The 21,128-nt window shown below is 65.2% G+C and carries 20 protein-coding genes and 2 pseudogenes; 14 read left to right on the top strand and 8 right to left on the bottom strand.

Features of this window, described 5'->3' with window-relative positions; all coding sequences use genetic code 11:
* Positions 1 to 99: 99 nt before the first annotated feature.
* Positions 100 to 1,449, top strand: coding sequence for a plasmid replication protein RepC (gene repC, locus EZH22_RS30015; protein WP_203196872.1), 1,350 nt, complete (start codon positions 100 to 102; stop codon positions 1,447 to 1,449).
* Between the two features lie 60 nt (positions 1,450 to 1,509).
* Positions 1,510 to 2,127, top strand: coding sequence for a hypothetical protein (locus EZH22_RS30010; protein ID WP_203196871.1), 618 nt, complete (start codon positions 1,510 to 1,512; stop codon positions 2,125 to 2,127).
* A 15-nt stretch (positions 2,128 to 2,142) separates the two neighbouring features.
* On the opposite strand, the gene EZH22_RS30005 is transcribed toward EZH22_RS30010, so the two are convergent.
* The gene (locus EZH22_RS30005) at positions 2,143 to 3,225 is read right to left on the bottom strand and encodes a tyrosine-type recombinase/integrase (protein ID WP_203196870.1); all 1,083 of its coding nucleotides are present in this window, start codon (positions 3,223 to 3,225) and stop codon (positions 2,143 to 2,145) included.
* A gap of 77 nt (positions 3,226 to 3,302) precedes the next feature.
* Between EZH22_RS30005 and EZH22_RS30000 the strand changes: the two genes are divergently transcribed.
* Positions 3,303 to 3,854 (top strand): hypothetical protein, encoded by a 552-nt coding sequence (locus tag EZH22_RS30000; RefSeq protein ID WP_203196869.1) that lies wholly within the window; start codon positions 3,303 to 3,305, stop codon positions 3,852 to 3,854.
* Between the two features lie 41 nt (positions 3,855 to 3,895).
* Here EZH22_RS30000 and EZH22_RS29995 read toward each other — a convergent pair whose 3' ends face one another.
* Positions 3,896 to 4,303 carry a type II toxin-antitoxin system VapC family toxin gene (locus EZH22_RS29995; RefSeq protein WP_203196868.1) on the bottom strand — a complete coding sequence of 136 codons (408 nt, stop codon included), beginning with the start codon at positions 4,301 to 4,303 and terminating at the stop codon, positions 3,896 to 3,898.
* Positions 4,303 to 4,557 carry a type II toxin-antitoxin system Phd/YefM family antitoxin gene (locus EZH22_RS29990; protein WP_203196867.1) on the bottom strand — a complete coding sequence of 85 codons (255 nt, stop codon included), beginning with the start codon at positions 4,555 to 4,557 and terminating at the stop codon, positions 4,303 to 4,305. Before EZH22_RS29990 ends, EZH22_RS29995 begins: the two co-directional genes overlap by 1 nt.
* 465 nt (positions 4,558 to 5,022) lie before the next feature.
* Between EZH22_RS29990 and EZH22_RS32275 the strand changes: the two are divergent.
* The 4 genes and pseudogenes from EZH22_RS32275 to EZH22_RS29970 all read left to right on the top strand — a co-directional run.
* A pseudogene (locus EZH22_RS32275) lies at positions 5,023 to 5,202 on the top strand (hypothetical protein); the annotation flags it as partial.
* Positions 5,203 to 5,352: 150 nt separating this feature from the next.
* On the top strand, positions 5,353 to 6,444 hold the full coding sequence (locus EZH22_RS29980; protein ID WP_203196866.1) for a Mu transposase C-terminal domain-containing protein: 1,092 nt from the start codon (positions 5,353 to 5,355) through the stop codon (positions 6,442 to 6,444).
* A complete protein-coding gene (locus EZH22_RS29975; protein ID WP_408647759.1) occupies positions 6,441 to 7,358 on the top strand; it encodes a TniB family NTP-binding protein in 918 nt (305 codons plus the stop codon). Before EZH22_RS29980 ends, EZH22_RS29975 begins: the two co-directional genes overlap by 4 nt.
* The gene (locus EZH22_RS29970) at positions 7,256 to 8,485 is read left to right on the top strand and encodes a TniQ family protein (protein WP_333473744.1); all 1,230 of its coding nucleotides are present in this window, start codon (positions 7,256 to 7,258) and stop codon (positions 8,483 to 8,485) included. The genes EZH22_RS29975 and EZH22_RS29970 overlap by 103 nt, the downstream gene beginning before the upstream one ends.
* A 124-nt stretch (positions 8,486 to 8,609) precedes the next feature.
* Here the strand turns inward: EZH22_RS29970 and EZH22_RS29965 are convergent.
* A pseudogene (locus EZH22_RS29965) lies at positions 8,610 to 8,867 on the bottom strand (recombinase family protein); the annotation flags it as partial.
* A 443-nt stretch (positions 8,868 to 9,310) separates the two neighbouring features.
* On the opposite strand from EZH22_RS29965, the gene EZH22_RS29960 reads away from it, so the two are divergent.
* The 7 genes from EZH22_RS29960 (at position 9,311) to EZH22_RS29930 (ending at position 17,445) form a co-directional block, all read left to right on the top strand.
* Entirely contained in the window at positions 9,311 to 11,020 is a 1,710-nt protein-coding gene (locus tag EZH22_RS29960) for a Mu transposase C-terminal domain-containing protein (protein ID WP_231711618.1), read from the top strand.
* Positions 11,011 to 11,940 carry a TniB family NTP-binding protein gene (locus EZH22_RS29955; RefSeq protein ID WP_203196863.1) on the top strand — a complete coding sequence of 310 codons (930 nt, stop codon included), beginning with the start codon at positions 11,011 to 11,013 and terminating at the stop codon, positions 11,938 to 11,940. Before EZH22_RS29960 ends, EZH22_RS29955 begins: the two co-directional genes overlap by 10 nt.
* Positions 11,941 to 11,945: 5 nt before the next feature.
* Entirely contained in the window at positions 11,946 to 13,052 is a 1,107-nt protein-coding gene (locus EZH22_RS29950; protein WP_203196862.1) for a TniQ family protein, read from the top strand.
* Between the two features lie 264 nt (positions 13,053 to 13,316).
* A protein-coding gene (locus EZH22_RS29945) for an IS3 family transposase (RefSeq protein ID WP_203196861.1) occupies positions 13,317 to 14,464 on the top strand; the annotation gives its coding sequence in 2 pieces (ribosomal slippage) (positions 13,317 to 13,566 and positions 13,566 to 14,464; 1,149 coding nt in all).
* A 566-nt stretch (positions 14,465 to 15,030) separates the two neighbouring features.
* The gene (locus EZH22_RS29940) at positions 15,031 to 15,903 is read left to right on the top strand and encodes a DUF1403 family protein (RefSeq protein WP_333473743.1); all 873 of its coding nucleotides are present in this window, start codon (positions 15,031 to 15,033) and stop codon (positions 15,901 to 15,903) included.
* Positions 15,904 to 15,905: 2 nt separating this feature from the next.
* The gene (scpB, locus tag EZH22_RS29935; protein WP_203196859.1) at positions 15,906 to 16,589 is read left to right on the top strand and encodes an SMC-Scp complex subunit ScpB; all 684 of its coding nucleotides are present in this window, start codon (positions 15,906 to 15,908) and stop codon (positions 16,587 to 16,589) included.
* Between the two features lie 7 nt (positions 16,590 to 16,596).
* Positions 16,597 to 17,445: a hypothetical protein gene (locus EZH22_RS29930; protein WP_203196858.1), complete on the top strand. Its 849-nt coding sequence runs from the start codon at positions 16,597 to 16,599 to the stop codon at positions 17,443 to 17,445.
* A gap of 2 nt (positions 17,446 to 17,447) precedes the next feature.
* Here EZH22_RS29930 and EZH22_RS29925 read toward each other — a convergent pair whose 3' ends face one another.
* The 4 genes from EZH22_RS29925 to EZH22_RS29910 are packed head-to-tail and all read right to left on the bottom strand — an operon-like array spanning position 17,448 to position 21,053.
* Entirely contained in the window at positions 17,448 to 18,341 is an 894-nt protein-coding gene (locus EZH22_RS29925; RefSeq protein WP_203196857.1) for a hypothetical protein, read from the bottom strand.
* An 18-nt stretch (positions 18,342 to 18,359) separates the two neighbouring features.
* Complete coding sequence (locus tag EZH22_RS29920; protein ID WP_203196856.1) at positions 18,360 to 19,202, bottom strand: hypothetical protein; 843 nt, start codon at positions 19,200 to 19,202, stop codon at positions 18,360 to 18,362.
* Positions 19,199 to 20,329, bottom strand: a complete 1,131-nt coding sequence (locus EZH22_RS29915) for a nucleotidyl transferase AbiEii/AbiGii toxin family protein (RefSeq protein WP_203196855.1) — start codon at positions 20,327 to 20,329, stop codon at positions 19,199 to 19,201. The genes EZH22_RS29920 and EZH22_RS29915 overlap by 4 nt, the downstream gene beginning before the upstream one ends.
* Positions 20,310 to 21,053 (bottom strand): DUF6088 family protein, encoded by a 744-nt coding sequence (locus EZH22_RS29910; protein WP_203196854.1) that lies wholly within the window; start codon positions 21,051 to 21,053, stop codon positions 20,310 to 20,312. The genes EZH22_RS29915 and EZH22_RS29910 overlap by 20 nt, the downstream gene beginning before the upstream one ends.
* Positions 21,054 to 21,128: the final 75 nt, after the last annotated feature.

Raw genomic sequence — 21,128 nt, 5'->3', positions numbered from 1 at the left:
ATCTCACTTCCGCGAATCACAGTCAAGAGTCTCCGAGAGGAGATTGGGCGCCGTTTTGGTGAGCGCTTTCGCTTTGCCTAAAAGCTGAAGGGCAGAACCATGACGGAATACATTGCGACGACGCCCTTCGGGCGCCGAACGATGACACTTGGCCAAATTGCAAGCCAGGTGAAGGCACGCACGGCGCCGAAGGACGCCGTCGTCCATAAGTGGCAGACCTTCCAACATATCCGCGAGGCCCGTGACCTCGTCGGAGCAACGGATCGCGCGCTTGCGATCCTGAGTGCCCTGTTGTCGTTCCATCAGGAGACCGCGCTCACCGGCGATAGCGATATCGTCGTGTGGCCGTCGAACGAGCAGCTGATGGCGCGCGCCAACGGCATGCCGCCGACGAGCCTTCGCCGGCATCTCGCGGTCCTCGTCGAGTGCGGGCTGATCATTCGAAGGGATAGCCCGAACGGGAAGCGCTACGCCCGTAAGGGGCGCGGAGGTCAGATCGAGCAGGCGTTCGGCTTCGATCTCTCGCCGATCGTCGCGCGCGCAGCCGAGTTCAAGGACCTGGCGGAAGCCGTGCAGGCCGAGAAGCGGGCCTTCCGCGTCGCCAAGGAGAGGCTGACGCTCCTGCGCCGGGATATCGTCAAGATGATCGACACCGGCATCGAGGAAAGCGTGCCGGGCAATTGGGGCAGGGTGCAGCAGAGCTATCAGGCGGTAATGAACCGTTTACCACGTTCGGCCCCACGACAGATCGTGGAGAGCGTCTGCGAGGAACTCGAGGCGCTCTGGCGGGATATCCGTGACGTGCTGGAATCATTCGCAGATTCCCAAAATATGGACGCCAATGAGTCCCATTCTGGTCGCCACATACAGAATTCAAATCCAGACTCCCTATCTGAATCTGAAAATGGCTTTCGGGATAAGAAAGAAGCGGACGGCAACGTCGAGGAAAACGACAAGCTCCGGAGCCTGCCGAAGCGTGACCTGCCATTGGGGATCGTGCTGGACGCCTGCTCGAACCTGCGTGAGCTGGCCCAGGGCGGTCAAATCCGCCACTGGCGCGATTTCCTGGCCGCCGCGGAGCTTGCCCGGCCGATGCTGGGGATCAGTCCGAGCGCCTGGCGGGAGGCCCGCGAGGTCCTTGGCGAGCAGCAGGCCGGGATCACGCTGGCGGCGATGTATCAGCGCGCCGACCAGATCAACAGCGCCGGCGGCTACCTGCGCAGCCTGACGGAGCGGGCCCGGGCCGGCAAATTCTCGACCTGGCCGATGGTCATGGCGTTGCTGCGCGCGAAGCTCGATGCCTCGAAACCGCCGGCGGCACGGCCGGAAACCGCCGACGAGCCAAGCGGGCCGCGACAACAGGGTGGTACTGGCGGCGGCCTGGCGAGCCCCGAGCTCCGGAAGCTTCTGGAAAAGCGGCCGAAGGATCCAGGCCGTGGGTGGGAATGACTCTATCAGCGGACACGACTCAGCTAGGCTTTTCAGGCGAATGCGAAAGGGGAGGGCGATTTGAGCGGAAGTGCAACATCGGTTGGCGCCGCGATCGCGGCGGCCTTGGATCGCGCCGAGCAATTGCGCCGCCTTGGCGATCGCCCGGCTCGCGTTCGGATCATGACGATCTTTGGGGATGATCGCTCGGGTTTGACCGTTCACGCCAGCATCAGATCCAACACACCCGAGGAGTTCCGCGCGCAGCACGGGCTCGGAACGAGGTGCATTCCGTGGGACGAGCTGGACGCCCGCGCGGGCGAGCTGGTCGGCCTGGTCGACGCTGCAGTCGGAGAGGTGACGCTCGCGGTGAAGAACGCCCCTCCGGTCGAACGCCCAAGCCGGTCACAAAGTGATGTCGAGATCGATAAATTCGGCAGCTTGATCGATCAACTCGGCCGTACCCTGACGCATTCGGCGATGGCCGTTCTGAAAGACAATCTGAACCCGGGAATGCCAGGAGACGTGGGAAGCGAAGCCACCATGGTTGCCGCGCTCAAACTGGCGGCGTTGGCGGCCTTCACCGCGAATATTGGCGCGAACGACGCCCAGGACGAACTGCGTATTGCGATCGGCGACGTGATGAGCAAGGCAAGTGCTTCGCCGGAGCTCTCCGGACGGCCGCCGCTGAATTCCTGAGCGGGAAGGGCGGGATCAGAGGCCGGCGGCCTTGGTGAGGTTCACCCGGAAGCGGTCACGCCGGCGTTGGTAGCGGCGGGTCATTTCCGCACTCGCGTGACCGAGCTGCTTCTGGACGTAACGCTCGTCAACTTCGGCCGAAGAGGCGAGACCGGCGCGCAACGAATGGCCAGCGAATTTCTGCTCTCGCTCGCCCTCGGTGAGGTCGGCCCGGACCCCGGCGGCGAGCGCGGTCCGCTTGACCAGCCGAGCGACCTGCTTGTCGGTCAGCCTGTCCGGGCCGACGTTCTTGCCTTGGCTGGTCACGCGCCGAAAGAGGGGGCCGTGGCCAATCTTCGCCAGCTTCAGCCAGGTTTCGAGTGCCACCACGGGGCAGGTCGCGTCCGACGAGCCGCGACCAATCTCGACCTCGCGCCAACCGTTCTTGCCGCGCAGCGTGACGATCATGCCCTTCTTGAGGATCTCGATCCATCCGCCACCATCCTCGGTGTCGTCGCGATGGAGGTCGAGGCCGACGACCTCGGATCGGCGCAGGCCACCGGCGAAACCCAGCAACAGCATGGCGCGGTCGCGCAGGCCACGTAGCGACGCGCGATCGAGCGTCTCCAGCATGGCGATGACGTTTTCGGGCAGAACCGCCTCCTTCTGGCGGGGCGGGGCGGCATGGGTGTTGCGGATGCCCGCGAGCACGGTCGCGATGTGTCGATCGGTCCGGTCGAGCGGCGTGCCGCGCTGCGTGTAGTTCCACGCCAGGGCCGACAAGCGCCGTTCGATCGTCGCCACGGCGTTCGGCTTGCGGTCGGCCGTGGCGGCACCGGAGGCGCAGGCGGTGATGTAGAGGCCGACGACCTGAGGGGAGGGCGGGAACATCTCGAGCCCCTGGCGCCGGCACCACCCCGAGAAGTGCCGCCAATCGGAACCGTAAGCCTTGCGGGTGTTGGCCGAGCTCGCGGCATCGACATAGTCGCGGGCGCGGTCGGCGAGCCTCTCGAGATGAGCCGGCAGTGCGGACGACGACACTATGTCCGAAACAGCCGGGAGAGGGGAGGGGGAGTCCCCGTCGATCCGGTTGTCGTCCCCGCCTGGGTCTGCGGTCATCAATTTACCTCCGTGGCGCGCAACTGTTAGTGGTGGCGGGCCGAGATGATCTGATCCGCTTGCGGGAGGGACGCAACATGGAGACGCGCCGATATGATTTGGCGTTCGACGCCGAGTTCTCCCTCGTCTCCCTCGTGGGCGAAGCGCCCGAAGTGGGCGCGTTGCCGGCCGAGCTGACCCCTGCCGAAAGCCTGCGCATGCTCGGCTCTCGCGGCGGTGCCCTGACGATCTTCACGGCGCGGGAGTGGGACGTCCCGTTCACCGTCGAGATCTCCGAGCACGAGCCATCCGAGGATTTCGACGGCTGGGAGCACGTTGCCGAAGCTGCGATCCGCGTCGGCACCGACGGCTTGCGTCTCGGCAGCGACGGGGTCTCCGAGTTCAAGGAGGCGAAGCGCTTCGACCTCGAGCCCGGCACCTATCGGGTCCGCGTTTCCTACGGCGGCTTGAGGGAAATTGAGGAAGGGGACGGCGAGCTGGACGATGACCACTATCGGATCCAACTCTGGCCCGGCCCGCAAAGCGAGCCGGTGGTTCTGAAGCAGATGGACCCTGCGATCGCGGCCTCGATGCCGTACCCCCAGATGTACGGGCACTTTATCGAACGCGGCCTCATTCCCAAGGAGTAGCGGTGCTCGCGGGATGTGGCGATGTTCGGCAATCACCTGCATCAGCGCGCGGTCTCCCAGGGGTTGACGACCGACGCGCCGGTATCCTCGAAGTCCGCGACATTGCGGGTGACGAGGATCAGGTCGTGGACGATCGCCGTCGCGGCGATCAGCCCGTCGATGTCGCCACTCGGCCGGATCCCGGCGATCCGCCCCCACTCGACCGAAATCGGGTCGGTGACCGGAAGGATACGCTCGGCATGATCGTAGCGGATCTTGCGCAGCCACTCGGCGAGGTGGCCGGCCGTCTTCGGGTCGGATCTCTGCTTCAGCGCGATGCCGCGCATGATCTCGCCGAGCGTCAGGGTGCTGAGATGGACGCTGAGCGGATCCACGCCGCGCAGCCAGGACGTCGCCTGTGGTGAGCCGCGCCGGGCCTCGGAGATGATGTTGGTGTCGACGAGGTACATCAGAGCGCCACATCGCGGCTCGCTGTGGTCGCGCGGGTGGCAACGGCCTCGGCGAGCTCGTCATCCCAGGCAGGGCCGGAAAGCAGATCGTCGACCAGGCTCGGCCGGCCGGCGCGCAGCGCATCGTAGTCGGCGACTGACAGCACGACGGCGGCGCGCTCGCCGCGCAGCGTGACGATCTGTGGACCTTCGCTGCGTGCCTTCTGTACGACCCGGGAGAACTGGTTCTTGGCGTCCTGCAGCGGCCATTCCATATCTGCGTGTTCCTGGCTAGACTGTCTAGCTATATAGGCGCGATTTCTGACGGGTCAACGACGCGAAATCCGGCCTTCCAAGGGGCAATTTTGGGCCGCTTCCTCGGTGTCGCACTGCTCTTTTTCCCGGATTCCATTTGATTGATTTTTAACATGTTCGGCTCACCCTAATTCGGTGGATTCAGCCTTGTTCGTTGGAATCTTAGCCCTGATCGCTGGATCAAGGCGAGTGCGGAGGTCGACACGTGCCGCGCGACCCGGACAAGCTCGCGATCGATGACGCCAGATGGCAGGTCGCGGTCGCTCGGGAGGCGGTCATCCGGCCTCTGATCAACGCCGGCCAACTATCGCCGGTCGATGTGGCGACGGCGTGCCGTATCCTCGGATTGCGCCGCAGCCGGCTGTACGCGCTGATCGAACAGTACCGCAACGCGCCGGTGACGACTTCGCTCGCCGCGGCGCGGCCTGGCCCGAAGAAAGGAGCCCGGCGTCTCGGTCGAGGTCGAGGCGGTCATCGAGGAGGGGATCCGCGACAAGTATCTCACCCGGCAAAAGGCGTCCGTCAGCACGCTTCATGACCACATCCGGCATATTTGTCGTGAACGCGGGCTGGACATTCCGCCCTGGAAAGCCGTTCGAGCCCGTGTCGGGCAGATCGATCGCTTCAAGCTTGTCCGTCAGCGTGAAGGCAACAAGGCCGCAAGAGATCGGCTCAGACCGGTTCCGGAGGAATACCGTGCCGATCACGCGCTCCAGATCGTCCAGATCGATCACACGCGCGTCGATCTCTTCGTGGTGGACACGATCTACCGCCTGCCGATCCAGCGGCCATGGCTGACGCTCGCGATCGACGTGGCAAGCCGCATCGTGGTGGGCTTTTATCTGAGCCTCAAGGCTCCATCCTCGGCATCGGTCGCCCTGGCCATACATCATGCGGTAATGCCGAAGGCGGAGTGGCTCCTCGCGCGTGGCATCCAGCTCGATTGGCCTGTGTCGGGCCTGCCGGACATCATCCATGTCGACACTGCGCGCGAATTCCGCGCCCGGGCGCTGGCCCGTGGAGCCGCCGAGTACGGCATCTCGCTGGTCCACCGGCTTGTGGCGACCCCGCACTATGGCGGCCACATCGAGCGGCTGATTGGCACCATGATGGGAGCGGTCCATATGCTCCCGGGCACCACCTTCAGCTCCATTTCAGAACGCGGCGACTACGATCCCGAGCGTCACGCCGTCATGACGATCGAAGAGCTCGAACGCTGGCTGACGCTCGAAATCGTCGGCCGTTACCACAACGAGGTCCACAGCAGCCTGCAGATGCCTCCGAACGCCGCCTGGCGGGAGGCTCTCGATCGTTGCCGCGCGCCGTTCCGGCACCCGCATGACGAACAGCAGTTCCTCTACGACTTCCTGCCGTTCGAGGAGCGCAGCATCCGTCGGGATGGCGTGCACATCTTCGGCCTGCGCTACTGGGATGACGTTCTGAGCCCCTGGGCAGGCCGGCTTGATCGACAGCTGCGGGTCAAATACGATCCACGCGACCTGTCCTGTGTGTTCGTTGAGGGCCCTGACGGCGCCCATTGGCCGATCCGGTATGCCGATCTGCGCCGCCCCCGCATCACGCTCGGCGAGCACCGGCTGGCCCAGGCGGCCTTGAGGCAGCGTGGCGTACGGCTCACCGATGAGCAACTGATCTTCGACACGGTCGAGGCCCAGCGCGAGCTGCTGGAGACCTCTGCATCGATCACGAAATCCGCACGCCGCCAGGTCGCGCGGCGGGCGAGATCGCTCAACGCCGCGGATCAGGGCGCCGTGGCGGAGGTCGTCACGCCTGGTCCGAAGGAAGAGCCGGAGACGTTGTCCGTTCTGGCGGTCGAGGAATGGTCATGACCGACTACGCCCACCTCCTGCCGGCCTACCGCCACCAGGCCGGTCTGACGGATGCGGAGCGGATCGCCTGGATCCGAGCGGATCGGTGGCTCGACCTCGATCAGGCGCGGGCCGCGCTCGGACGTCTCGAGGACCTTCTGGTCTATCCGCCTCGCGACCGCATGCCGTGCCTGCTGATCTATGGCGACACCGGCATGGGCAAGACCAAGATCATCCGCAAGTTCCTGCGCGACCATCCCGCCAGTTTCGACCGGGGCACGGGCGTGACCTCCATGCCGGTGGTCGCCATGCAGATGCCGGCCGAGCCGATCGAACGGGACATCTACAGCGAACTGCTCACGGCGCTCGGAGCGCCCGGGCCTGCGGACGGGGCGACCCACCGGCAGAAGGAGGTCTGCCGCCGGCTGCTGCGCAGCATGGGCGCCCGCATGCTGATCATCGATGAGATCCACGCCATGCTCGCCGGAAGCTTCCGGCAACAGCGGATTTTTCTGAGCGCCATCCGGTTTCTGGCCAACGATCTCAGGATTCCTCTGGTTTGCGCGGGGACGGACCTTGCGCGCCAGGCGCTGTTGACCGATCCGCAGCTGGCAGAGCGGTTCGAAGCCTTCCATCTGCGGCACTGGAAGAACGACGCCCGCCTCGCGCAGTTGCTGGCGAGCCTGGCGACGATCCTGCCGCTGCGCCGGCCCTCGAACCTGGCGGCGCCGGCGATCCGTACGCGCGTGCTCGATCTCACCGATGGCGTCACGGTGCGGATCTTCCGCCTGATCGAGACGGTTGCGGTCGAGGCGATCCGCTCCGGCGCCGAATGCATTACCGTGGACAGTTTCCAGACCGAGGAACTGGTGCTGCCGCTCGTCGCGATGACGCGCAAGGTCGAGGCGCGCCTTCAGCCGCGGGCCGGCCGATGAGAGTGCGGCGCGAGCTTCCCTTCGCGCCGAGGCCGGAAGACGATGAGCTGCTGTCGTCTTGGCAAGGTCGCGTCGCATGTCGCTATGACCTCATCCACGATGACCTCTCCAGGTGGCTTGGCGTTCTCCGGGACGACCGCTGCTGTGGGTTCACTGAGCGGGACTTCGCGCCCTCGGCCGAGATGGGGCAGGCTTGGGCGGCGGCATGCCGGCTTCCGGAAGAGCGCGTGCAGGCCTTCGCGCTCTCCTCACGGCTACGGTCGCGCAGCTGGTATGTCTGGGGGGAGGGGAGAGTGGCCGGTGCTTTCCGGCGGCCGGTCTGTTTGGCCTGTCTTGATGACGATGCCGCCGCCGGCCGTGACCATCATATCCGCCGGACATGGGCCTTGGTCGAGACCATGGTCTGCGAGTACCATTGTCGCGTTCTCGACGAAGCCTGTCCGCACTGTCTCGACAGCTCCGGTTTTCGCTTCGTTGTCCACGAGATGGCGGCCCGGCTCGCCTGTATCCGATGCGGCAGGATCGCCCGAACGGTGCCGCAGAAGCAGCGCGCCGGCTCCGCGGAGTTCTTTGCCACCGTGTCGGCGCTCGTGGCGGCGGCGCTCGACGATCAGTCTGCGGTCCGGGATCGGGTGATCTATGTCGCCCGGGTGCTGTGGAAGTCACCGCGGCCGCGTACCGGGCGTCGCACACCGTTCGTGGCAGATGTCGTGCCGGATCTTCGTCTGACGCCGACGGCACAAGCGCGGGTCGATCCCACCGAGCCGCTGGCAACGGCGCCGATCGGCTGGCGGATGGTGACGCTGCTCGGCGTCGCGGCATTGCTGGACCTCGGGCGATCCTCAGTGAGAGGTCGCTTGGCCTTCACACTGGACCAGATGGTGGCTTGGACCGGGGAGCCGCGCCCGCGGGTGAAGGAGCGATCCGCGCCGGTGGCGGTTTCCTCGTGCGCGAAAACCCCGGGCCAATCGGATGCGGACTATCTGGCGCTCGCCCAGGCCATCCTGACCAGCAAGGAATGGTTCGCTGTTCATGATCAACATCTGCAAGTGCAGCGCCGTACGCTGCGCGCGCTGATGGATAGAGCGTTGGCGAGGAAGTGGAACCCAGAGGGGATCTCATCCTAGCGTCAGGCCAGTCACTCCGACGCGGCCAATCTTTCTATCGGCGTTCGTCCCATTTTCCGAACGAATGCATCAAATCCTCGATGGGCTCCTCCGCAACGCCTCCAAGCGCAGGCGCTCCAAAATGGAGCAGACTGACCGAGCGGGCGAGACGGTCGAGCCGCACCACCACCAGTACGTCGCCGGCGCCGATCTCGCGCATCAGCCTGGCCAGCACCGGCCGGGCCCGCGAGGCACCGGAACCGTGCTCCTGGTGGATGATCTGGCAGCCGGCCGCGCGCAGCTCGTCGACCTGGGCATCGGTCGCCTGCTCGTCGGTCGAGACCCGCGCATAGCCGATCAGGCGACGAGCCGGCCGGGGAGGGGAGAAGGCGGGGCGGGCCATGGCGTTTCCAGGGGCGATTCCAGGCCCTTTGTACAATCAATGCAGATTTGAGCAAACGAACCTTTGCAGACGTGTTTTATCGACCTCGCCAGACGGCCATAGAGACCGATTGGGCATCGTAGATGGGTCCGAGTGCCAAGAGGGGCCGGAACGACCGCCTGTGGAGCTCTGAGCGGAAAACAGGTGATTTCAGGGGTTTTGGGACGCCGGCGCGGTGCCCCTTTGGCACGAGGAGGCTGATTTTGCGTCCGGCGCGCGCCTTCACGGCTTCGGCAGCGGCAATGATCCGTCGATCCAGGCGGAGCGGTCCACTCAATTAGGGCGAGGAATCCGCCGATCCGGGAAGAGGGGAGGCGAAAAACGACGGGTGACCGGGCCTTTCCAGCCATCTCGGCCGAGCGACAGCGCGTGTCGTTCGCATTTCATTGGCGGCCGGCAAATCATTGATCTGGCACGAATCGCGTTCTCGGGCGGACGAACTTCGCAGCGAGGTCGCTGTGGTTCCTACGCCGGACAAGAACACGGTCGACGACGCTGCCTGGAGCGAGGCGGTTGCTCGGGAGGCCGTGATCCGGCGATTGGTATCGCTCGACCGTCCCGGCCGGTCCGACTTCCTCCGCGCCTGCCATGAGCTCGGCGTCAGAAGAACCCGCCTCTATGAGTTGATCAGGGCCTATCGCGAGCTTCCCGTCGCGAGCTCGCTGCTGCCGCGCCCCGCGGGCACGCGACAAGGCAGCCGCCGACTGCCGGATGAGACCGAAACGGTGGTCGCCGAGGCGCTGCAGGACTTCTACAAGACGCGCCAGAAGCCGAGCATCAATCAGCTGCACAAGGAAATCTGCAGGCTCTGCCGTGTACGCGGCCTGCGGGCGCCGTCCTGGCATACCGTCAACGCACGGATCACTGTGCTCGATCCTGCCGAACTCACCATCGCGCGGGAGGGCCCGAAGGCGGCGCGGGACCGCTTTCGGCCGGTTCCTGGGCAATACGAAGCCGGGCAAGCATTTGCGGTGGTCCAGATCGATCATACGCTGGTCGACGTCATCGTCGTTGATCGTGAGCACCGACGGCCCTTGCAAAGGCCGTGGTTGACGCTCGCCAAAGACGTTGCGAGCCGCATGGTCGCGGGCTTCTATCTGACGCTCGAAGCGCCGTCAGCGGTCTCGGTCGCGCTCGCAATTCAGCACCTCGTGCAGCCGAAAGAGCCATGGCTTGCTGGACTGGGCATCGATGCGGATTGGCCGACCTGCGGTTTCCCGGATGCGATCCATGTCGATAACGCCAAGGAGTTTCGGTCGCTCGCCCTGCGGCGCGGCGCTGAGGAATATGGCATCGACCTCATCCACCGACCGGTCGCGACGCCCCATTACGGCGGCCATATCGAACGGCTCATCGGCACGATGATGGGTGCCGTCCACCTTCTGCCGGGCACGACCTTCAGCGATATCGACGAGCGCGGCGACTATGACTCAGCCGCCAATGCGATGATGACGCTGGATGAGCTCGAGCAGTGGATGGCGCTTGAGATCACGCGCTACCATGCTGATCGGCATGGAGGCTTGGGAATTCCGCCGCTGGCGGCCTGGTGTGAAACCTTGGGCCGCCGTGTCAGGCCCGTGCGTCAGCCCCATGACCTCGCCGGTTTCATGATCGATTTCCTGCCTTCCGTTGACCGGCAGGTCCGACGCGACGGCATCCATCTGTTCGGCCTCCGCTACTGGGATGACATCCTGAGCATCTGGGCCGGGCGGCTCGATCGGCCCTTGCGCGTGGCTTACGATCCACGCGATCTCTCGCAAATCTTCGCAAGAGCTCCGGATGGCACGCGCTGGCCGATCCGCTTTGCCGATTTGCGACGACCGCCGATTACGCTGGGCGAGCACCGCCGCGCCCGGACCGCCCTGCGGGAGCGCGGTCTTGCGCTTGTCGACGAGCAATTGATCTTCGAGACCATCGAGGCTCAACGAGCATTGGTTGATGAGGCCGCCAGGCGCACCAAAGCGGCACGTCAGCTGGCCGAAAAGCGCGACCGCGCGCTCGGCGCCGCTGCAACGCGCACCTCCCCGGCGCCGGCCGAGCCAGGGCAAGCCGAGGACGATCGACCGATCGACTGGAGCAAGGTGCCCATCTTTCCCGTTGAGGAATGGTCGTGAGAGGGGAGGGGGCCTACGAGCACCTCGACGCTCGCTACCGCCGCTATGCCGCGCTCCCCGATGAAGAGCGTATCGCCTGGATTAAGGCCGATCGCTGGATTGGCTTCGACCAAGCGGCCGCAGTGCTGGCCCGTCTGGAGGCCTTGCTGGCCTATCCGCCGCGCGACCGCATGCCGTGCCTGCTGATCTACGGCGACACCGGCATGGGCAAAACCAAGATCGTTCGCAAGTTCGAACGCGCAAATCCGGCGACCTTGTGTCAGTCGACCGGCGTCACCAACCGGCCGGTCGTCGTGGCGCAGGTGCCCTCGGAACCGGTCGAGCGGGATCTCTACCGCGAATTGCTGGCCAGCCTGCAGGCTCCTGCGCTCGTGGGCGGGGCGCTTGCCCGGGAAAAGGACATCTGCCGCTCGCTGCTGCGCACGGTCGGCGCCAAGTTGATCGTGCTCGATGAGGTGAACGGCATGCTGGCGGGGACCTATCGGCAACAACGGATTTTTCTGAATGCGTTGCGGTTTCTCGCAAACGACCTGAGAGTGCCGCTTGTCTGCGCCGGTACGGATCTGGCGCGTCAGGCCTTGCTCACCGACGCCCAGCTCGCCGAGCGCTTCGAAGCGTTCCATCTCAAGCCCTGGAAGAATGATCACGCCTTTGCACGGCTCTTGAAGAGCCTGGCCGGCATCCTGCCGCTGCGAGCTCCGTCGGATCTCGAAAGCGACGCGGTCCGAGCACGGATCCACATGCTTACCAGCGGTGTTACGGCTCGGATTTTCAGGCTGATCGAGACGGCGGCCGAGGAGGCCGTCCGATCGGGACGGGAACGGCTCGATCTGCTGAGCTTCGGTGATGATTTGGTGCTGCCGCTGGTGTCGATGACGCAATCGGCGCGCCGGCGGGCGCCGCAGGCGGCGACACGGTGAGGGTGGTGAGCCGTTTGCCGGTCGCACCACGGCCTTTTCGCGACGAATTGCTGTCATCATGGCTCGCGCGGGTGGCGTGCCGTTATGGTCTTTCGGCCGAGGAACTGGCAGGCCATTTCAATGCAGGGCAAACTCCGTCACTGCCTTTGCCGATCGATGACTGTGCGCCAGCGGCAGATCGAACAGGGGAGTGGGCAGCGGCCTGCGGTGTCGATCCGGACCGCCTGCGGCGCCTGTCCTTGAACCAACGCTATCCGCGGCGCCCTCGACCCTGGTACGCGAGCCAGGGGCCAGAGTGGGCGCCGTCGCTCGGATCGCCGCCGGTTTGTGCCGCGTGCTTCGATGACGATCATGCCGCCGGGCGGGACGCCTATCTGCGAGCCCACTGGCAGCTTGCTGAACTCTGCGTTTGCCCTCGGCATGGCCGGCTGTTTCACGATCGCTGCACGTGCTGCCATCAGCCTCTGTCCCTGGGCTTCCGCATGCGCGCGGGTTACGCCCGGCCCGTCTGCAATCATTGCGAAGGGGCCCTCACCGAGCGGGGAGGCGAGGGCGGGCGGTCTCCGGATTCTGCGCTTGTCGGTGTCGCGCTCGTCCTCCAGGAGCGGATCACGGTAGGTGTCGACCGGGACGATCATGATCGGGAGCGGTACGAAAGGGCGTTCGCGACGCTCTGGGCGCCTCTCGACGATCCGGCTGCTGCGCGCCCCGCGCTGGCGCTCTGGCTCGGAGCCGCCGGCTGGCGGTGTCCCTATGACGCCAGTCATGCCGTCGGTGCGGAAGCTCCGCTTGGCCGGTTGCCGATACGGTGGCGGTTCATCACCTTGCTGGCTCTGGACGATGTTTTCGGCATCGAGCCGCGCAAGGATGGCACGCTGTCGGAATTGGCTGCCCGCCTGAGCCGGCGTGCTGCGCCGCGACATAGGCAGATTCCAAGCCGATCGCCGCCTATTCAGGCGCAGCAGCGTTCCTCGGCCGAGTACGAGCGCCTGGCCCGTCAAATTCTGGCTCATCCAGCTTGGATCGCAGCAGAAGTGTTGCCCCGCCGAAAGCAGGAGCGCCTGCGTGCGCGTCTGATCGATGCTGCGCTGTCCGTGGAGGCAGCCCTCTAAGCGAGCGTGCCGTCGGCGCCATCGAAAGCCAGCCTGGGGGTTCAGATATCGTGAGACAGCGTGCTCTTGGCGGCCCGTCTCATCAAATCAGATTCATCGCGCTGCACGGAAGACGCTGGAATTCAATCATGATCGCGCCGGGACGGGAGGGAAGGGCGGGAGAAGGGCGATGGAGGCTTGATTTGCCGCTAGAGCCCTTAAAATGGCCTGCTGCCGGTTTCGTGGACACCGAGATAAGGTGTTTGACGGAACTGGAGAGTTGGAATGCAGAGACGGAAGTTCAGCCGCGAGTTCAAGCTTGAGGCGGTGAGGCTGATAAAGGATCGGGGTGTTTCGGTGGCTCAAGCCGCTCGCGATCTGGACCTCCATGAGAACGTGTTGCGCAAGTGGGTTCGGGAGGCTAGCGGCGATCCGCAGCATGCGTTTCCTGGCCACGGACAGATGAAGCCTGAGCAGCAGGAGATCGACCGGCTGCGCAAGGAAGTGGCGAAGCTGAAGGCGGAGCGCGACATCCTAAAAAAGGCCGCAGCCTTCTTCGCGAGAGAAGCGATATGAGGTTCGCTTTCATCGCGAGGCACCGGAGCATCTGGCCGGTGGCATGGCTGTGCGACGCGCTGGATGTTTCTCGCTCGGGCTTCCATGCCTGGCTCAACCGCAGCCCCGGCGCTCGCTCCCGGCACGACGAGGTGCTCGTTGCCCGGATCGACCGAAGCTTCAAGAGCAGCGACCGCACCTATGGCGCCCGCCGCGTCTGGCACGACGTATTGGCGGAGGGGCTCTCCTGTGGCTTGCATCGCGTCGAGAGGCTCATGCGGGAGAACGGTCTGCGAGCCCGGCCGCGACGTCGTGGACTGCCGAAGGACACCGGCGAGCGAGCGGCAGTGTCGGACAACCTTCTCGATCGCGCCTTCGAGGCATCGGCCCCGAACCAGAAGTGGATCGCCGACTTCACCTACATCTGGACCGCCGAAGGTTGGCTCTACGTTGCCGCCGTCGTCGACCTGTTCTCCAGGCGCGTCGTTGGCTGGGCGATGAAGGCGGAGATGACGGCACAGCTCGTCACCGACGCCCTCATCATGGCGATCTGGCGTAGAGGCAAGCCTGACAGCCTGCTGCATCACTCGGACCAAGGCAGCCAATATACGAGCGAACAGTTCCAGCGCCTGATGGCGGATCACGGCATCACCTGCTCGATGAGCCGGTCGGGCAACGTCTGGGACAATGCTGCGATGGAGAGCTTCTTCTCGTCGCTGAAAACCGAGCGGACAGCCCGCAAGGTCTACAGGACGAGGGATGACGCCAGGGCCGATGTGTTCGATTACATCGAGCGCTTCTACAATCCCCGGCGACGGCACTCGACACTGGGCTATATGAGCCCCGCCGAGTTCGAGGAGAAAGCTATGCTAGCTTAACCTGGTGTCCGAAAAACCGGCAGCAGGCCAAAAACGCCGGAATCCTCTCAAAGCCACTCAGGAGCCCGTAGGCGGCAATTTGCCGTTTTCCGATCTTTGCCCTGTCGGCGACGTCCGATCGGCCTCTACGGTCTTCTGGCGAGGTCGATAAAACGCGAACGCGACGAGCTATCGGCCTTGTTGGAGCGGGGTGAGTTAATAGGGCGCGTCCTGGCTCTGTCAGGGTGCGCGCTAGAGCTGGCAATCCCCGCCATGGTCCGGAAATCAAGCGCGAACCCAGTCCGCTCAATGAACGCGAAAAACGACGCCTGCGGCGCCTTTTGCGGGCTGTCCGGCGGTGAAATGCGAGCGACAGCGCGCATTCTCTATATAATGTCAAAAACGACCGATAATGCAAGATTATCGGATGTTCTTATTTGGCGACAGGTGGTGCGGTTTCAATCGGAAAATATGGAATAAAGCGCACCGCTCGGTTATCCTTCCGGCCGATGTCCGCGACCGATTCAACGTCCTTGCCCGCATATGCGCCTCCGACCGTGCCGGGGTGGGCGATCCCGCGCGCGCCCGTGGAGGACCCGGTCGAGGCCGCCTACATGGCCGGCGCAGCATTGAATTCATTGGATAATCTGGTCCGCGCCGATCCGCCCTGGGCGGGTGCCTGGCGCCAGCGCGTGGCCCTGAACGCGGCGGCGAGCGTCGCCCGCCTGCTCGGCCATCGCGAGGACGCGGGGGCGCTGCGCGACGCCTGGCATCTGCGCCCGCCTGGCGCCGATCCTGGGCCCGCGGGCAACTTGCTGGCGGCGTGGCGACGGCTCGCCTCCCGCTCCCCGATGCTCGACGTGGACGGGCTGCGCTCGCTCGCCACTCTGCTCGGTCTGGCCTGGGCGCCGGCGCTTGAGGCCCTGCCGGAGGCGGTCGAGACGGCCGCCACCTCCAGTCGGCTGGCGCCGCTCGCCACCGCGTCGGCCGTCGGCACAGTCAGTGCGGCCGCACCCGGAACCGAAGCACTCGCCTGGTGGATTGCGGACCTGACGCTGGCGCGACGGATGCGCTGGCCGATCCCGGTGCCGGTGCTCGCCACCCAGATCCACGCGCGCGTGCTGCGATCCGCTCCGGGTGGTCGCCGCTATCGGCCGGGAGGGGAGGGGGGCGAGGCGGCGCTTTGTCTTGCCGCGGCCGCCGGCGCCGCGGAGGCCTGCCGGCTCGCCGGCGAGATCGCCCGCCGCGCCGAGCGGCTCGGGGCCGTGGCGCCAAAGCTGCGCGCCAAGGGGGCAGGGGAGGCTATCGCCTTGCTGCTGGACGATGACGCGGTGTCGGGCGCGCTGACGACGGCGGCGCTGTCGCGCTGGGCGTCGCGCCGACTGTTCGAGCGGCTCGCAGCGCTCGACGCCGTGCGCGAGCTCTCGGGCCGTTCCACTTTCCGGCTCTACGGGCTCTAGCCATGGCCCGCCGGCGCCGCGCGGACGCAACCCTCGACACCGAGCTCGCCGAGCTGCCGCCGGAGCTGCGCTGGCGGGAATGGGTCGCGCGGGTCGAGGCGGTGATCTTCGCCGCGCCAGGTCCTGTCGATCGGGAGCTGCTCGGCCGCGTCGTCGGATGGGGCTGCAGCATCGAGCTCGTCATCGAGGACATCCGGGACGCGTTGCGTGAGCGTCCCTACGAGCTGGTGTCTGTCGCCGGCGGCTGGCAGCTGCGCACCCGTGCGCGCCACGCCGAGGCGATCCACGCGGCGTTCGGCTCGGCGCCAGCGCCGGTTCCGCTCTCCGAGGCCGGCATGCTCGTGCTCGCCTGCATCGCCTACCATCAGCCGGTGACCCGGGGCGCCCTGAGCGAGATGATCGGCAAGGCGGTCAGCCGCGACACCATCGCCGAGCTGCGTGCGCGCGACTTCATCGTTGCCGGGCCCAGGAGCCCGCAGGCGGGCGCGCCCTACACTTATGTGACCACCCGGGCATTCCTCGTCCATTTTGGCCTCGACACGCTGCGCGACCTGCCCGACATCGAGGCGCTCGAGGACGCCGGGCTGCTCGAGGCCGCGCAATTGCATGCCGGCGGGTTTCCGTCGCCAGCGGCCGACGACGATGATCTCGGGCCCGAGGATGGGGAAGACGAGGAGGGGGGTTGAAGCCGCTATGAGAGCCCAGCCGTTTACCCGGCCGACGATTGTCGCCGCCAATGAGCTTCTGGCCGAGGCCATCAGGTCGCACACTCAGATCAACAAGATGGTGCTTCGCCTGGGCCTGGAAGCGGAGATCCCGGACGACACTTCGCTCGGCATCGAAAAGAAGTGCGATCGGCTTGGTCGAACCATCCTCGACCGCGCCTTGGTGCCGGTGGAAACCCTCGATGGGAGATTTTCGCTGGCCGAAGCCTTTGTCCGCGAGGCGGTGAGCCTCGCCGAGCAATCATCGTCGAGCATCCGCCAGAGGGACCTGCTCCGGGGCCTGGCGCGCGACGGGTACGTCGTGGTCTGGGGCGAATGGCGCGCGCCGCCCAAGCTGCGGGCCGCCTTGCCCGAGGAAGTTGATCTGCCGGCGGCCGACGACGAGGTCCGGGAATTGCTGAAGCGATTCGGGTTCACGGTGCCGCTGCGACACCTGGATCAGGCGATCGAGGCGCACACGCGGGGCGACTGGGAGGCGGCGAACGCGCAACTGCGGACGTTCCTCGAAGGGCTGTTCAACGACATCGCCCGCTCTATCGACCCGTCGAGAGCGGCCCGGCTGCAGGAGGGCATCAACATGCGGCAGATGCTGGCGGACAACTCCATCGAGTTCCTGGCGATCGACCGGAAGGAATGGACCGCCGATGGCAGGAGCTATATCGAAGGCCTCTTCAAGATGCTCCACACCGATGGATCGCACCCCGGCCTGTCCGACGAGGATCACTGCACGTTCCGGCTCCACGTCGTGCTGGTGACCGCGCGGACGTTCCTTCGACGCCTACAGCAGGGGCGGCTGTCCTCGCTCCCGCCTGGCTAAGCTTACGGCTGAGGCGCGCAGGTGACCGGCACGGTCGTCTCAAACGGCGTGCCCGCAATGGCGGACAGCACGTCTCTCCTCTGTGCAGCGGGACCGCACTGGATCTCGAGAAGCCGGATGCCGCAGAAATCGTTGTGTTGGCCAATCGGCAGCGGCCAGTATCGATTCTGGCCGTCAAATTCGGTCTCGTCTCGGCCTCCCGGGTATCGCTTTATGAGTAGCCGGACCTCATCTTCCCGATGAAGCGTCGACGGCAGATAGAAGGCGCCGATCTTCGACACCGTCCACGGTACAAAGGGTGGCTCACCCTCGGCTGCAAGCGTGCTGTTCAGTTCCATCAGAAGCGTGCCCGCGGGTGGTTCATACTGAATCTTCCGCAGTTCGGCGCGCGAGGGGTTCACCAAGAGCCTCAACCGCACTCTGGTGCCGCCCAGCGCAAAGGCGCGCCATAGTTCGAATTCGTCACCGCAACCCGGACATGTCAGCGAAATGTAGAAGAGGTCCTTGGACAAGGTCTTGAAATAGGGCTCACTCTCCGATGAATCGAGGTAACCTTTCAGCCGATGCTTGATGGCGAAGGGTTCGAGCTCACCCTGATCAATGCGCTTGTGGACCCAATGGAGGCGCAGGAGCCCGGTTTTTGCAATACCCTTCAGTGAATCGATGCTGGTGTAGTGAAAAAGTTCCGCTGGCTGTGGTGCGTGCGGAAACATGTGGTTGAGGATCGCGTCAGAAAGCACCTTGCTATGCGTAGGCTCTACGATCACTTCCGGTCGGAGGGTGAATTCGACGTCTTTGACCTGATCCCAAACACCGCAGGGCTCCAATACGGATTGGAAGATCCGCCGGACCTTTGCTTGTCGCTCTATCTCAAGGAAGATGGGTGGTTGGTTCATTGCGAGGGGAATCTCGTCTCAAGGGAGAAGGCTGGCCGCCCATGCGGATTGCAATTCGGCTTCCGAGCACTGCAGGCGTTCGAAGCCGGTCCGGCTCGGTTCCATGCGGGTCAAGACGCGCTGCTCCATCTCGTAGGCCTCGATGGAGGTCTTCCAGGGTTGGGTCAGGAAAATCGCCCATTGCTCGTTGAGCACCTCGACGGGGATGTGCTGGTTCACGGCGGCGAGACGTACCTTCACATCCTCGGCGTGGCCGATCTTGAAGATGTTCCTCTTGCCGAACCGCAAAGCGTAGGTCGCGGCGGCGTTCTGAGCGGAGCGTTGCACGCCGTACGTTGTGTCGTGGGGTCTCGGGCCGGTGGTCGGCCGAAGAAGCTCGTTCAGTTGTCGCATCCGCTGGAGCGAGGCAAGCTCGGGCAGCACGAGCGGCTCGGCAGCGAGGGCCAGGACGCGCCTTACATCATCCTCCTCAAGCTCCTCCACGCCCGGCGTCGCGAGCATGGTCAGCTGGGCGGACAGCGTGTCCGTCACCACCGGCTGCGGCACAAAGCGCCATGCCCGGGTCAGTGCGACCGCATGAGGAAATTTGTAGTTGCCGCGCTCGTCGAAGTCGCGGGGATCGAGGTCGGCGTGGGTGGCGATCTCGAGCGTGCGTAGCGGTTCGAAACCAATCTCCGCCATTCCCAGCAATCGCCCTTGGAGGGAGTCTGGTGTGCGCTCCGTCTTCGTGCCCACGAACAGCAGGCGGTCACCGCGTTCGGCAAGCCTGAGGAGACGGTTGAGGTGGCCTGCCGATCCGAAGGTCGCGATCGGCAGACGTTCAAATCCCAGGCCCCAGACGCGGGTTGCGAACATCCTCATGGCGCTGTCGAGCCCAGCTGATCGGGATGCGACACCGAGGGCGAGTTGAGGTGTCGTTCGAGCGTTTCGATGCTCGCCATCACCTCCTCGAAGGAGGGCGGTGTCCCGAAGATCATTGCGGACATGCGCGCATAGTCGGCTGCCAGCTTTGCGCGCATTTCCGGGGTGGGGACAAGACGATAGGTCCCCGGCACCGCCCGGTCGTACCGATGATCCGGCGCGCGAAACATCAGCATCTTGTGTTGGCGGGAGGCTTCGGCGAGGTCGAGCATCGAGGCGGTCGCGACGCCATAGTCTGGATGGGTCCAGATCTGATGGACGTCGTAATAGTGGCGCGAGTAGCGATCGAGATTGGGTTCCGGGCGGTCCGGCCTGGCGTCGAGACGGCGCTTCACGGTCATCTCGGTCATGGCGTGCAGGATCAGCACCTTTTCCCAAAAGGTCCGCTCGGGTTTGACCGTCATGATGCTTCCGACGGTGAGATCGCGGTCCTCGGGCATTTCCGAGGCGACATAGGGAACGATCGTTCGCGGCTCCGCGGGCACGGGATCGGGCCGCGCGCCGCCCTCGATGCGGACCGCCGCCTGGACGTAGTCGTCGCCGGCGTCGAAGGCGCTCCTGTAGCCGACCACCAGGATGTCGAGGGCCTCCCTGTTCCGGTAGGGATCGAAGCCGAAGCTGAGGGAAAAATGTCCCTTCTGCCCGGCCTCCCTTTCGACGACGGTGATCTCCTCGCTCAGCAGGGTTCTGAGCGGGCCGGAAATATACTGCCGCGCCGCTTCGTCGACCCGGTCGGTCAGTGCCTTCTGCTGCTGGGTCGGCGAGGGCAGGGCGGCGATGTCGGCTTCCAGCGGCACCTTCAGGTCGGCCTTGTAGATGCCGATGTCGATGTCTTCGGAGAAGCGGCGGATCAGTCCATAGGCCTTGCTGAGGCTGGTGCCACCCTTGAAATAGAGTCCGATGGGATCGTGTGGCCGGCGGTTGAACAGGAAGTCGAGCACCCAGCAGACATAGAGGTCCTTCTCGACGTTCTCCGCGCGGGTCTCGAGCCCGGCGGCGACGGTCGAAAAGAGGGCGCGGCGATCGTCGACGCTCGCGCGGAGGATTTCAATGAACGTCTCTTGCATGCTCCCCCTTCGGCCGCTCGGGATCGGGTTCATCAGCCCCGCCTTCCTGGCCAAGTAGCTTGCGCGCGATCGTCTCCGCCAGGGGGTACATCCATGCTGGCACCGCCTGGATGTTGTCGCGCAGGTCCTGCGCGACCTGCCCTCGGTTGGGGGCCTGCGACAGATGCCGCACGATGCCGTTGACGGCCGCATCGAGGCTCGATTTTTCGTCCCGATACCACGTCAGGGCCTGGACCACGCGCATGGCCGGCCGGCCGGCCCAGAATGCGGTCTTGGCCGAAATGCGCTTGAAGTCCAGCCTGTAAATGACCGGCTGCGCGGCCTTGGGATCGCCGGCGTTGGCCTCGATCTCGATCGTCCGCGGATAGGTGTCCGCATGGATCGTCGACCGGGCCGGAACGGCGGTGGTCAGGCCGAGATCGTTCGCCGCCGTCATGCCGTCGACCAGCACACGCAGCTTGTCGCGCCGGGCGATGGCGTCGATGAACGCGGCGCGCGGCGGAAACACCATCTTGCCGGTCAGCTTGCTGGTTGTGGGCTTGTCGTAGAGGCCACGGTGAGGGCGGCGGATGTCGCCCCGCCGGGTCAGCCTCTGCAGCGCTTTCTCCACGGCATTGGGCGTCCCGATATCGAGGAAGTCGGCGCGGGACCACACCCCGGCCGGTGCCGCCTTGGCGATCCGGTCATGGATGCGGTCGAGGGTATCGGACGTAGGATCCGGCATCAGGCATCCGTTTGTGTCCGAAAATTATATCCAGAAATTGGTCAGTGGCAATGACGGCGCGACCAAAAATTATAT

Origin of the sequence: Xanthobacter dioxanivorans (assembly GCF_016807805.1) — a bacterium.
GTDB lineage: Bacteria > Pseudomonadota > Alphaproteobacteria > Rhizobiales > Xanthobacteraceae > Xanthobacter > Xanthobacter dioxanivorans.
This window is presented reverse-complemented; position numbering and strand designations above follow the sequence as displayed.

Bases quoted from the DNA above. Each gene is read 5' to 3' on its own strand.
- repC (WP_203196872.1), top strand. From the start codon at position 100: ATGACGGAATACATTGCGACGACGCCCTTCGGGCGCCGAACGATGACA.
- EZH22_RS30005 (WP_203196870.1), bottom strand. From the start codon at position 3,225: ATGACCGCAGACCCAGGCGGGGACGACAACCGGATCGACGGGGACTCC.
- EZH22_RS30000 (WP_203196869.1), top strand. From the start codon at position 3,303: ATGGAGACGCGCCGATATGATTTGGCGTTCGACGCCGAGTTCTCCCTC.
- EZH22_RS29995 (WP_203196868.1), bottom strand. From the start codon at position 4,303: ATGTACCTCGTCGACACCAACATCATCTCCGAGGCCCGGCGCGGCTCA.
- EZH22_RS29990 (WP_203196867.1), bottom strand. From the start codon at position 4,557: ATGGAATGGCCGCTGCAGGACGCCAAGAACCAGTTCTCCCGGGTCGTA.
- EZH22_RS29975 (WP_408647759.1), top strand. From the start codon at position 6,441: ATGACCGACTACGCCCACCTCCTGCCGGCCTACCGCCACCAGGCCGGT.
- EZH22_RS29970 (WP_333473744.1), top strand. From the start codon at position 7,256: ATGCATTACCGTGGACAGTTTCCAGACCGAGGAACTGGTGCTGCCGCT.
- EZH22_RS29955 (WP_203196863.1), top strand. From the start codon at position 11,011: ATGGTCGTGAGAGGGGAGGGGGCCTACGAGCACCTCGACGCTCGCTAC.
- scpB (WP_203196859.1), top strand. From the start codon at position 15,906: ATGGCCCGCCGGCGCCGCGCGGACGCAACCCTCGACACCGAGCTCGCC.
- EZH22_RS29930 (WP_203196858.1), top strand. From the start codon at position 16,597: ATGAGAGCCCAGCCGTTTACCCGGCCGACGATTGTCGCCGCCAATGAG.
- EZH22_RS29925 (WP_203196857.1), bottom strand. From the start codon at position 18,341: ATGAACCAACCACCCATCTTCCTTGAGATAGAGCGACAAGCAAAGGTC.
- EZH22_RS29920 (WP_203196856.1), bottom strand. From the start codon at position 19,202: ATGAGGATGTTCGCAACCCGCGTCTGGGGCCTGGGATTTGAACGTCTG.
- EZH22_RS29915 (WP_203196855.1), bottom strand. From the start codon at position 20,329: ATGCAAGAGACGTTCATTGAAATCCTCCGCGCGAGCGTCGACGATCGC.
- EZH22_RS29910 (WP_203196854.1), bottom strand. From the start codon at position 21,053: ATGCCGGATCCTACGTCCGATACCCTCGACCGCATCCATGACCGGATC.